The following is a 13,830-nucleotide window of genomic DNA, read 5'->3' as shown; positions in this document are numbered from 1 at the left end:
GGCGGATATCGAGGCGCACCGAGGCGTAGAACTTGAGCGCATTGCCGCCCGTGGTGGTTTCGGGCGAGCCGTACATGACGCCGATCTTCATGCGGATCTGGTTGATGAAGATGACCAGGCACTTGGATTTCGAAATCGAGGAGGTGAGCTTGCGCATGGCCTGGCTCATCAGCCGCGCCTGCTGGCCCGGCAGGCTGTCGCCCATTTCCCCTTCCAGCTCGGCGCGCGGGGTCAGCGCCGCCACCGAATCGACCACCAGGACGTCGATGGCGCCCGAGCGCACCAGCGTATCGGTGATTTCCAGCGCCTGCTCGCCGGCATCGGGCTGAGAAATCAGCAGGTCATCGACATTGACGCCCAGCTTGCGGGCATAGACGGGGTCGAGCGCGTGCTCGGCATCGACAAAGGCGCAGATGCCGCCCTTGCGCTGCGCCTCGGCGATGACATGGAGCGCCAGCGTGGTCTTGCCCGAGCTTTCCGGCCCGAAAATCTCGACAATGCGCCCCTTGGGCAGGCCGCCAATGCCCAGCGCGATATCCAGCCCAAGCGAGCCGGTGGAGATGGCCTCGACCTCGATGGCGGCATTCTCGCCCAGCCGCATGATCGAGCCCTTGCCGAAATTGCGCTCGATCTGGCTGAGTGCGGCGGCAAGCGCCTTGTCCTTATCCATCGATCCACCTTCAACAACACGAAGCGGCGCGTTAGCCATTCTTTCTCTCCTTATTCCACGCTCCGGGAGGCTGCGCAACGCGCGGGTGCTACGGCGGGCCATGCCTTGAATGTGCGCTATTTGTTCTCATCTTGTTCTTGCACTGTCAAGGGACAAAATGAGAACATCGTATCAGGCGGAGAGAATCGGGCCGCGCCGGATGAGGCTCGACCTCATAAGTATGATTTTTATCTTGCGCCGCCCGATCCTATGAGCTTTATGCGATGCCATCATCGCGCCATGAGGCGCAGTCGAGGAGCCGCGCCATGAACCTGATCCAGTATGTCGATGCCAGCGGGGAGCGCGCCGTGGGCGCGGTGGAGAATGGGACGGCCCAAATAGTCAGGAACGCTGGCAGCGTTTACGCCCTGGCCCAGGAAGCGCTGGCGCGCCGGCTAAGCCTGGGCGCGCTTATCGCCGAAAAGGGTCTGGGAGAAACGCTCGACCGCGCCGCCATCCTGGCCGAGGGACGCATGCTCTCGCCCATCGATCATCCCGATCCGGCCCATCTCTATCTCACCGGCACCGGGCTCACCCATCTGGGTTCGGCCGCGACGCGCGACGCCATGCACAAGGCGACCGGCGAAAAGGCCGCCGAGATGACCGACAGCATGAAAATGTTTCGCATGGGGCTGGAGGGCGGCAAGCCCGCCGCCGGTGAACGGGGCGTACAGCCGGAGTGGTTCTACAAGGGCAATGGCTATTCACTGGTCAATCCCGGCCATCCCATCCCCTCGCCCGGCTTTGCGCTCGACGCCGGCGAGGAGCCGGAGATTGCCGGCATCTATCTCATCGACGCCAATGGCCAGCCGCGCCGGCTGGGCTTTGCGCTGGCCAACGAGTTTTCCGACCACGTGACCGAGCGCATCAACTATCTCTATCTCGCCCATTCCAAGCTGCGTGCCGCCTCGATCGGGCCCGAACTGCGGCTGGGCGACCTGCCCGCCCATATCGAGGGCACCTCGCGCATCTGGCGCGACGGCAAGGTGCTGTGGGAAAAACCCTTCCTCAGCGGCGAGGACAATATGAGCCACGCCATCGCCAATCTGGAATATCACCACTTCAAGTACGATCTTTTCTGCCAGCCGGGTGACGTGCATGTGCATATGTTCGGCACGGCGACGCTGAGCTTTGCCGATGGCATCACCACCGGTCCGGGGGACATTTTCGAAATCGAGGAAATCCAGTTCGGCGCCCCGCTACGCAATCCCGTGCGCGTGGAAGATGAGCGCCCGGTGATCATCGGAACGCTCTATTGAGCTTGATGCGGCACCCCTAACATGTCAGTTATCCCCCGCCTTGGGAGGATGAGATGACGGGCAAGACATTCGAAACGCGCCGGGTCGGCCAGACCGATCTTTTCGTGACCACGCTGGGGCTGGGGGGAGCGTCCCTGGCCGGAAACTACACGCCCGTCCCGGCGGATCAGGCGCGCGCCACGCTCGCTCATGCGCTCGATGCGGGGATCACCCTGTTCGATACCGCGCCTCATTACGGCTTCGGGCGCTCCGAGCATCTGGTCGGCGACGTGCTGCGCGAGCGGCGCGCGGGCGCGGTGCTCTCGACCAAGGTCGGCAGGCTGCTGCGTCCGGTGCATGGCCAGCCCTGGCCGCGCGACGAATGGATCGATCCCCTGCCCTTCCGGGAGGTCTACGACTATTCCTATGAAGGCATCATGCGCTCCTTCGAGGACAGCCTGCAACGGCTCGGGCTCGAAGCCATCGACATGCTCCATGTCCACGATATCGGCACGCTTACCCATGGCGTGGACGGCAACCGGCAATATTGGCACCAGCTTGCCAATGGCGGCTACAAGGCGCTGAACGAGTTGCGCGAGGCCGGCCTGGTCAAGGCCATCGGCCTGGGCGTCAATGAATGGCAGGTGCTGATGGACGCCATGGAGTTGGGCCAGTGGGACGTGTTCCTGCTTGCCGGGCGCTACACCCTGCTTGAACAGACCGCGCTCGACCCGTTCCTTGCCACCTGCGTGAAACATGGCGCCTCGGTGGTGGTGGGCGGTCCCTTCAATTCGGGCATCCTGGCGGGCGGCAACCGCTTCGATTACGCAAGCGCGCCCGAGGCCATCGTGAAAAAAGTGCGCGCCATCGAGGCGGTATGCGCGGAATTCACCGTCCCCCTGCCAGCCGCTGCGCTGCAATTTCCCCTGCTTCATCCGGCCGTATGCAACGTGCTGCCCGGCCCCCGCACGCCCCAGGAACTGGATGGCATTCTGGAGTGGTGGGACACCAAGATTCCCGATGAGCTGTGGGCCCGGCTCACCGAAAAGGGGCTGCTGGCTCCCGGCGCGGCGGCGTAGGCCACAACCACCGGACGCCCTTCTCCCACATACAGAAGAGATAAGCACAGCCGCCTGACACGCCCCGCTGTCACCCCGACATCAAGTCGGGGCGGCAGAGCGCGGTGGTTTGCCCCGCCCTATTCCCGCGCCGCGTCGATCCGTTGCAGCACTTCCTTGACCTTGGAATTGATCTGGTCGAGCGAATAGGGCTTGGGCAGGAATTCGACGCTTTGGTCGTCCTCGATGTCGCGGCGCACGCTTTCCTCGGCATAGCCGGACACGAAGATAACCTTGAGGTCGGGCATGCGCTCGCGGATATGCTTGAGCAGGGTCGGCCCGTCCATTTCCGGCATCACCACGTCGGAAATCATCAGATCGATCTTGAAGTCGACATCTTCAAGAACCTCCAGCGCTTCCTCGCCGCCATCGGCCTCGAACACCTCGTAGCCGGTGGCGCGCAGCGCACGGGCCGAGAAGGCACGCACGCTTTCCTCGTCCTCGACCAGGAGGATGCGCTCCTGCCCGGTGAGGTCGCGCGCCGGGGCGCTGGCCGCGGCCACCTTCGCCGCGACTTCGCTGGCCGACGGGACGTGGCGGGGCAGGAAAATCTTGAAAATGGTGCCTACGCCCACCGTCGAGACCGGATAGATATACCCCTCGGTCTGCTTGACGATGCCATAGACGGTGGACAGGCCCAGCCCGGTGCCCTTGCCCAGATCCTTGGTGGTGAAGAAGGGCTCGAAGATCTTGGCCAGCACTTCAGGGCTCATGCCCGTGCCGGTATCCTCCACCTCGATCAGCACGTAATCGGCCGGCACCATGCCTTCGAAATGCAGCCTCTCGGCCTCCGCCTGCTCGATATTGGCCGTGCGCACGGTGATGGAGCCGCCATCCTGCATGGCGTCGCGGGCATTGACCACCAGGTTGATGATGACCTGTTCGAGCTGCACCACATCGGCGCGCACCGGCCAGATATTGCGGCCATGCTCGACGCTGAGGGTATTCTTCTCCCCGATCATGCGCTTGAGCAGCACCGCCAGATCGTCCACGATCAGCGGCAGCTCCAGAACCTGGGGCCGCAGCGTCTGCCGGCGCGAGAAAGCCAGCAGCTGCCGGGTGAGGCCGGCCGCGCGATTGGCGTTCTGCTTGATCTGCATCAGTTCGTCAAAGGAGGGATCGCCCGGCTTGTGCTTGAGGAGCAGAAGATCGGAAAAGCCGATAATGGCGGTGAGCAGATTGTTGAAGTCATGCGCCACCCCGCCGGCAAGCTGCCCCACCGCCTGCATCTTCTGGCTCTGGGCGAACTGGGCTTCGAGCTTGCGCTGGTCGGTCATGTCCAGGGCATAGACATTGACCTGCTCGGGCGAGCCAGCGCTCATTTCCGAGGCGGAAAGATAGAGCCGCACGGCGTGGTCGCCTTCGGCGCTGAGCAGCGCGTCCACCGGCTCCACTTCCGAGCGATGCGCCGCCGCATCGGCCATGGCGCGGGCGAATTTCTCCCGGCTGGCCTCGCCGATCAGCGCGCTCAGCGGCTGCATTTCCAGCGTCTTTTCCTCGCCCGACCAATGGAAGATGCGCCCGAACGGAGCATTGGTGCGCACGATGCGCCCTTCCCCGTCCAGCGTGGCGATGGCAAAGGGCGTGTCGTTGAAAAAGCGCGAAAACCGCACTTCGGCGGCGCGCAGCTCTTCTTCATTGTCGGGCGCATTGGACTTGTCGAGCACCAGCGTACGCGTCTCGCCCAATTCGCCATCGGCAAGGCGCGCCGCGCGGTGCAACAACCGCACCGGAAAGCTGGTGCCGTTGCGCCGCACCAGGTCGATATCGATGATCTCGGTGCGGATCTCGCCATCGCCGGGCCCGCGCATCAGCAGCGTCGAGCCGTCCCCCCGCACCAGGTCGGACAGGCTCAATTGTCCCGAGTTGAACTCGGCCAGATCATGGCCCAGCCAGTCGGCCAAGGTGGAGTTGAGATATTGGATGCGCCCCTGCGCATCGGCGGAGAAAAAACCCGCCGGGGAATGATCGAGATAGTCGATGGCGCGCTGCAAATCGCGGAAAGCGCTTTCATTATTGTCGCGGTCGCGGGTGATATCCTCCACCGACCAGACCACCAGCGGACGGGTGGCGCCATCGGACTTGGGCAGGGGCCGCACGGCGATCCGATACCAGAAGGGCTTGCCGGCCTCTATTTCCGTGCCGCCCAGGCCGCCCATGATGCGCACTTCCTCCATGGCGGCGCGGCCATCCTTGGCGGCGCGCGAAAGCCGGTAAACCGCTTCGCTGGCATCGGCCTGTCCGGCAAACAGCCGGGGCACACCCACCGGCACGCCATTGGTCAACGCGCCATGGAACTGGCCGTAATGGGCGTTGACATAGGACATGTTGCCGTCGCGATCCGAAACCACCGCACCGAAAGGCAAGCTGTCGACCAGCGCGGCGGAAATGGTGCGCTGCTCCTGACCGCCCGAAAAGCGGAACAGCCCCGCCGCAATCCCGAACAGGCAGAAGACGCCCGCCACCGCCAGAATGCCGACAAAGGCCAGAACGAGATCGATCGGGATGAAATCACCGAAAAAGGCAAAACCCACCGCTATGGCGATCAGGACCAGTGCCAGCAGAATGACCCGCCAGACCCCGCCATCGCCACGGCCCGGCGCCATGAGCGGATCGGGGTAATTATCCTCGCCGAGCGGGGCTGCTGCCATGGGTCTGGATGCTCCGTTGCCGGTGTTTGCGCCGAATCAGCACGTTTTCAATCTCTAGCAAATGCCCCCCCGCAAAGGGAGGGTGAACACCATTTTCACCACATTCAAAGCCCGCAGGCAGCCGATCAGCCAGCCTTCCAGCCCGCACCATGCTTGAGGCGCATCACAAAGCCGATAACCTCGGCCACCGCCTGGAAATGCTGGCCGGGAATCACCTCGTCGACATCGACGCTGGCAAAGAGCGCCCGCGCCAGCGGAGGGTTCTCGACAATGGGTACGTCGTGCTCCCTGGCAAGCTCCCTTATGCGCAGGGCCACCGCATCGGCGCCCTTGGCCACGCATTGGGGGGCCTTCATGCCTTTGTCGTATTTCAGCGCCACGGCGAAGTGGGTCGGGTTGGTGATGACCACGGTGGCGTCGGGCACCGCCGCCATCATGCGCTTGCGCGAGCGCTCCTGGCGCAATTGCCGCAGCTTCCCCTTGATATGGGGGTCGCCTTCCATCTGCTTGTATTCGTCGCGCGTCTCCTGAAGCGTCATCATCTGCTTCTTCCACCATTTCTGGCGGACATAGAGGTAATCGGCCCCGGCGATGACGGTGACGATGGCCAGCACCGCCATGAAGATGCGGATGCCGATTTCCTGGAAATTGGCCAGGATCAGCAGCGGATCGGCCGTCATCATGGCGTCGAGCCGGTCGCGCTCGGGCCAGACCACCATGACCACGACGACGCCGACAATGGTGATCTTGGCCAGTCCCTTGAGGAAATTGACCAGCGATTCCCCCGAAAACAGCCGCTTGGCTCCGGAAAGCGGGGAAATCTTGGACAGTTTCGGGGTGATCGGCTCGACCGAGAGCAGCGGCCGGTGCTGGATGAGATTGGCCAGCACCGCGCAGGCCGAAAGCACCACCAGCGGAATGAGCACGATGCCGACCAGCGTGATCGCCAGATTGTTGAAGAAGGTGCCGAAGCTCGCCCCGCCCAGTTCGAACCGGTCGGCATTGGCGATGACCAGCTTGAGCGAGTCGGCCAGATTGGCCGCCGTGCCCGGGGCCAGCATGGCGAAGATGGTGGCCGAACCGAGCAGCATGAACCAGGTGACCACCTCCTGGCTTTTGGCCACGTCGCCCTTCTTGCGGGCATCCTCCAGCTTTTTCTGGGAGGGGTCTTCTGTCTTGCTGTCCTGTTCGGGGGCGTCGCTGCTCACCTAACCCCTCCACATCGCCAGATGGTTCTCGAAAAAGGTGAGATACCACCCCATGGTCATGGTCAGCAGCACCGCGAACAGCACCAGGCCCAGAATGATATTGGCGGGCATCAGCACGAAGAACACCTGCATGGCCGGCATCAGCCGCGCCAGGATCCCCGCGCCCAGATTGAACACCAGCCCGAAGACGATGAAGGGCGCCGCCATCTGCACGCCCACCGAGAATGCCCCGGCCACGGTGCGGATGGCCAGTTGCGCGGCATCATCGAACATCAGCGGCGCATCGAGCGGGAAGACGGCATAGCTGTCATAGGTCGCGGCCAGCGCCACATGATGCAGGTCGGTGGCAAAGATCAGCGTCATGCCCAGAAAGCTGAGAAAGCTGCCGAACACCGCGCCCTGAACGCCCACCTGGGTGGGGTCCGCCGCCATGGCCGCCGATAGCCCGGTCTGGAAGGCGATGATCGCCCCGGCGACCGTGGTCGCCATGACGGTGATGCGCACGATGGCGCCCAGCATCAACCCCACCGCCAGTTCGTGAAAGATAAGCCCGGCAATGGCCATCATGGAGTCAGGCATGACGGGCAATTGCGGGCTCAAAAGCGGAAAAACCACCAGCGTGAAGGCCAGCGCGAACCCCAGCCGCAGACGCGCCGGAATCATGTTCTCGCCCAGTGCCGGCATCAGCATGAGAATGGCGCCGATGCGCACGAAGAGCAGCATGAACTGGTAGGCGGTGCCGGGAAGCCAGTCGAGCCCGACACTCACCTTCAGAACCCCACGACGATCAAGTCGACCACGCGGGTCATGTAGCCGCCCATGGTCGCGCCCAGGAAAGGCAGGGTGATCAGCATGGTCAGGAAGATGGCGATGATCTTGGGCACGAACACCAGCGTCTGTTCCTGGATCTGGGTCAGCGCCTGGAAAAGCGCGATAAGCACGCCCACCAGCAGCCCCACGATCATCATCGGCGCAGCAACGATGATGAGGGTCCAAATACCCGCGCTGGCGATGTCGAGGACTTCGGCGCTCGTCATGATTGGTTCCGTGGAAGCGATTCGCGGTGGTCAGTTTACGCCCTTAGGGGCGATTGCGAGAGGGGATGGGGAAGGCAGTATGTTTCCCCCTCGCCGGCGCTGCCCCCGGGCTCGACCGGTGGGCCGGATCGGGAGCCTTATCAGGCTTGTGCGCTCGCTGAGATTGCCCCCCGGATCAGGTCCGGGGGCAGCATCGGTGGACGTGGAGAGATCGAGATAACGTCAGAGCCCGCCCTCAGATCGGCATCCGCATGATTTCCTCATAGGCGGAGATCACCCGGTCGCGGATAGTGACCATGCTTTCGATGGCCAGCTCCGTCTCGCTGATCGCGGTGACCATGTCCACGACATTGGCCTTGCCGTTGACCATGTCGATGGCCATCTTGTCGCTGGCGGCACCGGCATCGACAACGCCCTGCACCTGCTGGGCCAGCATGTCTGCGAAAGTGCCGCCCTTGGCGGGCGCGGCCAGCGCCGTCAGATCCGTCTGCGGGCGTGCGGCGGTATTGATGAGCCGGCTGGCATTGCCATAGGCGGCGGTTGCGGCATTGAACGGCGTTGTGACGGCCATGGTAAGCTCCCCTCCCCTTAACCGCGCAGAATGTCGAGCGTACGCCCGAGCATCTGCCGCGTCACGGTGACGACATTGAGATTGGCTTCATAGGTGCGCTGGGCCTCGCGCATGTCCACCGTCTCGATCAGCGTGTTGACGTTGGGATATTGCACATAGCCCGAAGCGTCGGCGGCGGGGTGGCCGGGCTCATAGCGACTGGTGAAATCGCTCATGTCATAAGCGAGCCGGCCGACCTCGACGATTCGCCCACCCACCTCCGGGCTGAAATTGGTCTCGAAGGTGGGGATGCGGCGGCGGTAGGGCTCATCGCCCGGCGCCTTGCCGGCCGAATCGGCATTGGCGATATTCTCGGCGATGACGCGCATGCGCGCGGTCTGGGCATGCAGGCCGGTGGCGGCGATGCGGAGCGAGGAATTGAAATCCATGGCGGGTTACCTTCAGGCCGAACGGCCCAGCGCGGTTTTGAGGATCTTGAGCGATTTCTGGTAGACGCTGGTAGCGGCCTGGTAATCCATCATATTGGTGGTGACCTTCATCATCTCGTCCTCGAGCGTGATGCCGTTGCCTTCCGGGGTGATTTCGAAATTGGCCATGCGCTGCGCGCCGAAAGCGGCCTCGCCGCTGCTGGTGACCGAAATATGCAGTGGCTGGGTGACCGTGGTGGAGAGCGTCGCGCTCGAACTGGCGCTGGCGCGCTCGGCGAAGTTATACTGCGCCAGGTCCCGCCCCCGGTATCCGGGCGTCTCGGCATTGGCCACATTCTCGGCCAGCAGCCCCTGCCGGGTCTGGTGCCAGCGCATCTTGTCGGTGATCGCCGCAAAGACCGGCAAATTGATGAGGCCCATTGGCCAACGCCCCCAGCACAACGCCTGATAGGCAAATCTTGCCGCCCCTATGGTTAAGCAAGTGTTAACCCTGCACCGTATCGACGCCGAAAGCGTCGCATTCTGCACATTTTCGAGAATGTGCTAGGCAGGATGTGCCGCCCAGATTCGCGGCCCGAACGCCCCGGGAGCCCCCATGCAATTCATCACCAGCCTTTTCGGCGGTTCCGACATCAATATCCTCGCCATGGTTTTTGCCCTTGGCGTCGTCATCGTGGGCATCGTGCTGCTGGCCTGGCTGCTCAAGGTCGTCTTCAATGCCTCGGGCACGGTGGTGCGCGGCCGCAACCGCCGCCTCTGGCTGGTCGAGGCGCTGGCGCTCGATCCCAAGCGGCAATTGATGATCGTGCGCCGCGACGGGGTGGAGCACCTCATTCTCATCGGCGGACCGCAGGATCTGGTGGTGGAAACCGGTATCGTGCCCCCCGAGGCGCCTATTGCCGCAAGCCAGCCGCCGCGCCGCCCCGCCGCCCCTTCGCCACAGCGCCGCCCGGCACCCGCACCCAAGGCGGAACCTGCGGCCAGGCCGGACCCTTCCACCACGCTGGTCGAACATCTGCGCGAGCGTGGCCAGCCCACCGACAAAAGGGCCCATCTCTCGCTGCGCCATACCGGGCTTCTGCGCCCCGTCGACAAAGCGGACATGCCGCTTTCCCCCGAAAACGCCGCGCCCGCGACCCCCGACGCGCCCGACTCAGCTAAACAGGACGGGACCCAGGCGGAAGGCGGCGGTGGTGAGGGCGGCAATCTGGAAAAGAAGGACTAAGGCCGTGCCGCATTTGCGGCGGCTGATGCCATTCGCGCCGCTTCTGGGGCTGGCGCTGCTGATGCTGACCCCCAGCCTGGCGCTGGGGCAGGATATTTCCATCGATTTCGGCGACGACACCACCATCACCGAGCGGGCCATCCAGCTCATCGGCCTCATCACGCTGCTGTCGCTGGCGCCGTCGATCCTGGTCATGGTCACCAGCTTCACCCGCATCGTGGTGGTGCTCTCGCTACTGCGCACCGCCATCGGGCTGCAAACCGCGCCGCCTAATTCGGTCATGGTGTCGCTGGCCCTGTTCCTCACCCTTTTCGTCATGCAGCCCACGCTGCAACAGACATATGACCAGGGCATCGCGCCGCTGCTGGCCGGAGAAATCGAGTTTGCCGAGGCGTTCGAGGCCGGCAGTGCCCCCTTGCACGAATTCATGCGCGCCAATGTGCGCCAGCAGGACCTGACCCTTTTTTACGACCTGACCGAGGCCGAGCCCCCCGACGGGCCAGAAGCCATTCCGCTCCAGATCCTCATTCCCGCCTTCATGATTTCCGAGCTTCGCCGCGCCTTCGAGATCGGCTTCCTGTTGTTCCTGCCCTTCGTGGTCATCGACATGGTGGTGGCTTCGGTGCTGATGAGCATGGGCATGATGATGCTGCCGCCGGTGGTGATTTCCCTGCCGTTCAAGCTGATCTTTTTCGTGCTGGTCGACGGCTGGTATCTGGTGGCCGGCTCACTGGTGCGCAGTTTCGTCAGCGGATAGCCGGCCCGCATCAGCCAGCAGCCCCTCCGGCTGGGAAACCTCCAGCGGCGCCAGCGCGCCACGCCCGCCATAGACCTCCCGATAGGAGGCGAGGAAGGCATTGATGCCGTCCAGCCCCGAAACCTGGGCCGCCACCGCCTTGAATTCCAGGCTGGTAATTTCCATCGTACCGGTGACCAGATCGAACATCGGCCATTCCGGCGCGACCACCATCGCATCGCCGAACTTGGCCCGCAGCCGCGATTGCCCGAACGTGTCGTTGGCAAAGGCAAAGCCCACCGCGGCCTTGACCAGCCCCATGCGCGCCGTCTGGCTGAGGGGAACCCCTGCCTGCTGGTCCGAGAACATGGCTTCGAGCATTTCGGCGGCCCGCGCATAGCGCTTCGCCTTCCAATGCGCGTCGATCTGCATCAACTGCACATCACGCCCGCTCATGTCGCGCAGCAGGTCCATCGCCATCTGATCGCGACCACTATCGATCAGCGCCCGCGCTTCCAGGATCTTGCGCTGACGCGTCAGCGTCTCGGGCAGGCCGGGCATACGCGTGGCGTTGAGCACGCGCATGGCGTCCTGCGGCTTGCGGTCGGCGAGGTAGATGACCGCAAGGTCGGCCGCCACCTGCGTCTTGGCCACGCCACGCAGGCGATTGTCGAGCTGATACTGCAACAGCTCCGCCGCCTGCGCCAAAAGATCGACCCGCACCAGCCGCCGCGCCAGGTTGCGGATCATTTCGTCGCCGCGCACGCCCGGCGGCGTCAGCTGGCGGAAATCATAATACAGGCTCAGCGCCTCCACCGGCCCGAGCGTTTCGGCCATGCCATCGAGAAACAGCTGCCCGAACATGGCCTGCGCCTCGTCGCGCAGGGCATTGATCGAAGTGCTGTCGGGATAATGCGAGACTGCCTGTTGCACCGCTTCGAACCCCTGGCGGTACTGGCCGTCGCGGAAATAGAAATCAGCCAGCAGCGTCAGCATGTCCGCTTCCAGCGCATCGCCGCGCCACAGCATGGCCTCTGCCGAAAGAGTCTGGGTGGCCTTGGCCAGGTTCAAAGTACCCTGCTGGTCGAGGAGCTTGAGCGTGCGATAGATGGCTTCGGCACGGGTGGGGCGGACATCGGCCGCGATCACCTGTCCGTAGGTGTCGATGGCCTCGCTCAGCCGGCCGCGCCCCTCATCGATCCGCCCGGCGAGCAGATGATAGAGGCTGGTCTCCTCTCCACTCAGTGCGTTGGTCTGCACCAGGTCGATAAAGCGCTCGGCCAGCGGCAGGTCGCCTGCCTCCACGGCGGCGCGCACGGCGGAAAAATAGAATTTGTTGCGGGCCCAGAGCGGATAGGCCTCCACCACGCTGGCGGCCTCGATGGCGTCCTGGCGCGCCCCCTTGAAATCGCCGCTGTCGGCGCGGGCCATGCTGCGCCAGAACAGGGCGTCGATATCCTGCCCGATGCCCGGGGAATCGAGAATGGCCAGCGCTTCGGCGGGCCGCGCCGCCAGCGTGTCGGCAATCGCGCGGGTGATGCGCAGCCGCCGCGTCAGATCGTCGGCCTTGAGTTCGCTTTCCATCACATCGAGCACGCCCAGCGCCTCATGGGCAAAACGATTGGCCAGGTAATATTGCGCCAGGTCCAGCCGGGCCGCGTCCCGCGCCTTGCCCTCGCCGGAGGCCGACAGGGCCACCAGTTCCCCCAGATGCTGGTTGAAGGCGCCATAGCCCTCCTGCTGCAACCGGGTCAGATCGACGAAGCTGGCGCGCAACGCCTCGGTGATGGTGCGCTCGGCCGAGCGCGGCGCATCGACGGGCGAAACCGTGAGCCCGCCGGCACGCGACATCACCGCCAGCTCACTGTCGAGCGCGATGCCCAGTTCGGGACTCTTGGGCTTGATCACCAGCCCGTGCACGCTGCGCAGCGCCGAGAATTCGACGAAATCGAGCGTCCGCGTCACCCCGCGCGCCGGCGGATAGGCGGTGACGACCTTGAGCGAATCCCCCACCAGCGGATCGCGGAAATCATGCACCCGCGCCGGGCGCAGGATATCGGCGACCACCTCGAAATCGCCTTCAACGTCGCGGCGGCGGCGCAATTCGATCGGCTCGGTCGGTGTCAGCATGATGTCGCCGAGCGACAGCACCCAGGCCATGCCTTCCGAGCCGAGCGTCGCCAGCCGGTCCTGCGACAGCTCGACCCGCACTACCTGGGTGTCCCCAGAGGGCATCACCACGAAGTCGCGCGCCAGCGCATCCAGCTCTTCCGAGTGGCCGGGCGGCAGGATGCCCGCCACGGTGTCGAACATCATCCACACCGTATCCCCGCGCCGGAACACCGCCGCCGGCGTGTCCTGGTCGAACGGAAACACCACGCGCACCGTCGAGCCGAGAACACTGACAAAAGGCTTGATGGTCCGGGCGGCGTTTTCGGGGAAAAGCTTGTCCACCTGCGCCACCTCGGGACCAGTGGGGCCTGCGGATGGCGTTGCTTCGGCGGCAGCCAGTTCCTCGGCCAGCGCCTCGGCGGAAAAGCTGGGCAACGCGATCCCGGCAATATCGATGTCGATCACATACTGGCTGGGCGAGGTTTCATAAAAGCGCGGGGTTATGCCCTCGGCCATATGCAGCGTCACCAGCGCCCCGTCGGGGCTGACGGAGCTGTCCACGCTGGCGATCTCGGGCGGCAGATCGAGCGAGAGCTCGCGCATATCCACCTCCACCGGCCATTCGAACGCGAGATGGGCGGCGGCGCCCTCGCTGACGAAATCGGCCTTGGTGGGCACGGTCCAGTCAAACTGGATGCGCATGAAGGTGGGGTTGCGCCCCACCCGCACGCTGGCACGGGGCTCCAGGCGCGCGGCTTCCCGCGCCTTGCGGTCGCGCTCGGCGTCGATGGCCGCCA

At 64.3% G+C, this 13,830-nt stretch carries 13 protein-coding genes; 4 read left to right on the top strand and 9 right to left on the bottom strand.

All coding sequences use genetic code 11. The annotated features are described in order from the left end of the window. A partial coding sequence (gene recA, locus VDP82_RS05750) for a recombinase RecA (protein WP_323013889.1) occupies positions 1-709 on the bottom strand: 709 nt, incomplete at its 3' end. A 266-nt stretch (positions 710-975) separates the two neighbouring features. Between recA and araD1 the strand changes: the two genes are divergently transcribed. Both araD1 and VDP82_RS05740 read left to right on the top strand, forming a co-directional pair. Next, positions 976-1,968 carry an AraD1 family protein gene (gene araD1, locus VDP82_RS05745; protein ID WP_323013888.1) on the top strand — a complete coding sequence of 331 codons (993 nt, stop codon included), beginning with the start codon at positions 976-978 and terminating at the stop codon, positions 1,966-1,968. Positions 1,969-2,021: 53 nt separating this feature from the next. Next, complete coding sequence (locus VDP82_RS05740) at positions 2,022-3,026, top strand: aldo/keto reductase (protein ID WP_323013887.1); 1,005 nt, start codon at positions 2,022-2,024, stop codon at positions 3,024-3,026. A gap of 119 nt (positions 3,027-3,145) precedes the next feature. Here the strand turns inward: VDP82_RS05740 and cckA are convergent, their stop codons facing one another. From cckA to flgB, 7 genes are all read right to left on the bottom strand, one after another. Further along, the gene (gene cckA / locus VDP82_RS05735) at positions 3,146-5,716 is read right to left on the bottom strand and encodes a cell cycle histidine kinase CckA (protein ID WP_323013886.1); all 2,571 of its coding nucleotides are present in this window, start codon (positions 5,714-5,716) and stop codon (positions 3,146-3,148) included. 125 nt (positions 5,717-5,841) lie between these two features. Further along, a complete protein-coding gene (gene flhB, locus VDP82_RS05730; protein ID WP_323013885.1) occupies positions 5,842-6,924 on the bottom strand; it encodes a flagellar biosynthesis protein FlhB in 1,083 nt (360 codons plus the stop codon). Then, positions 6,925-7,692 carry a flagellar biosynthetic protein FliR gene (gene fliR, locus VDP82_RS05725; RefSeq protein WP_323013884.1) on the bottom strand — a complete coding sequence of 256 codons (768 nt, stop codon included), beginning with the start codon at positions 7,690-7,692 and terminating at the stop codon, positions 6,925-6,927. A 2-nt stretch (positions 7,693-7,694) separates the two neighbouring features. After that, on the bottom strand, positions 7,695-7,961 hold the full coding sequence (gene fliQ, locus VDP82_RS05720; RefSeq protein ID WP_323013883.1) for a flagellar biosynthesis protein FliQ: 267 nt from the start codon (positions 7,959-7,961) through the stop codon (positions 7,695-7,697). Between the two features lie 235 nt (positions 7,962-8,196). Then, the gene (gene fliE, locus VDP82_RS05715) at positions 8,197-8,532 is read right to left on the bottom strand and encodes a flagellar hook-basal body complex protein FliE (protein WP_323013882.1); all 336 of its coding nucleotides are present in this window, start codon (positions 8,530-8,532) and stop codon (positions 8,197-8,199) included. A 17-nt stretch (positions 8,533-8,549) separates the two neighbouring features. Further along, complete coding sequence (gene flgC / locus VDP82_RS05710; protein WP_323013881.1) at positions 8,550-8,960, bottom strand: flagellar basal body rod protein FlgC; 411 nt, start codon at positions 8,958-8,960, stop codon at positions 8,550-8,552. 12 nt (positions 8,961-8,972) lie between these two features. Continuing rightward, on the bottom strand, positions 8,973-9,380 hold the full coding sequence (gene flgB / locus VDP82_RS05705; protein WP_323013880.1) for a flagellar basal body rod protein FlgB: 408 nt from the start codon (positions 9,378-9,380) through the stop codon (positions 8,973-8,975). A 175-nt stretch (positions 9,381-9,555) separates the two neighbouring features. On the opposite strand from flgB, the gene VDP82_RS05700 reads away from it, so the two are divergent. Continuing rightward, positions 9,556-10,185 carry a hypothetical protein gene (locus VDP82_RS05700; RefSeq protein WP_323013879.1) on the top strand — a complete coding sequence of 210 codons (630 nt, stop codon included), beginning with the start codon at positions 9,556-9,558 and terminating at the stop codon, positions 10,183-10,185. 25 nt (positions 10,186-10,210) lie between these two features. Beyond that, entirely contained in the window at positions 10,211-10,942 is a 732-nt protein-coding gene (fliP, locus tag VDP82_RS05695) for a flagellar type III secretion system pore protein FliP (RefSeq protein ID WP_416347081.1), read from the top strand. Here the strand turns inward: fliP and VDP82_RS05690 are convergent. After that, the coding region (locus VDP82_RS05690; protein ID WP_323013878.1) for a tetratricopeptide repeat protein at positions 10,913-13,830 on the bottom strand (2,918 nt) is incomplete at its 5' end. The genes fliP and VDP82_RS05690 overlap by 30 nt on opposite strands.

The organism is Devosia sp. (assembly GCF_034675085.1).
Classification (GTDB): domain Bacteria; phylum Pseudomonadota; class Alphaproteobacteria; order Rhizobiales; family Devosiaceae; genus Devosia.
This window is presented reverse-complemented; position numbering and strand designations above follow the sequence as displayed.

Bases quoted from the DNA above. Each gene is read 5' to 3' on its own strand.
- araD1 (WP_323013888.1), top strand. From the start codon at position 976: ATGAACCTGATCCAGTATGTCGATGCCAGCGGGGAGCGCGCCGTGGGC.
- VDP82_RS05740 (WP_323013887.1), top strand. From the start codon at position 2,022: ATGACGGGCAAGACATTCGAAACGCGCCGGGTCGGCCAGACCGATCTT.
- cckA (WP_323013886.1), bottom strand. From the start codon at position 5,716: ATGGCAGCAGCCCCGCTCGGCGAGGATAATTACCCCGATCCGCTCATG.
- fliQ (WP_323013883.1), bottom strand. From the start codon at position 7,961: ATGACGAGCGCCGAAGTCCTCGACATCGCCAGCGCGGGTATTTGGACC.
- fliE (WP_323013882.1), bottom strand. From the start codon at position 8,532: ATGGCCGTCACAACGCCGTTCAATGCCGCAACCGCCGCCTATGGCAAT.
- flgC (WP_323013881.1), bottom strand. From the start codon at position 8,960: ATGGATTTCAATTCCTCGCTCCGCATCGCCGCCACCGGCCTGCATGCC.
- flgB (WP_323013880.1), bottom strand. From the start codon at position 9,380: ATGGGCCTCATCAATTTGCCGGTCTTTGCGGCGATCACCGACAAGATG.
- VDP82_RS05700 (WP_323013879.1), top strand. From the start codon at position 9,556: ATGCAATTCATCACCAGCCTTTTCGGCGGTTCCGACATCAATATCCTC.
- fliP (WP_416347081.1), top strand. From the start codon at position 10,211: ATGCCATTCGCGCCGCTTCTGGGGCTGGCGCTGCTGATGCTGACCCCC.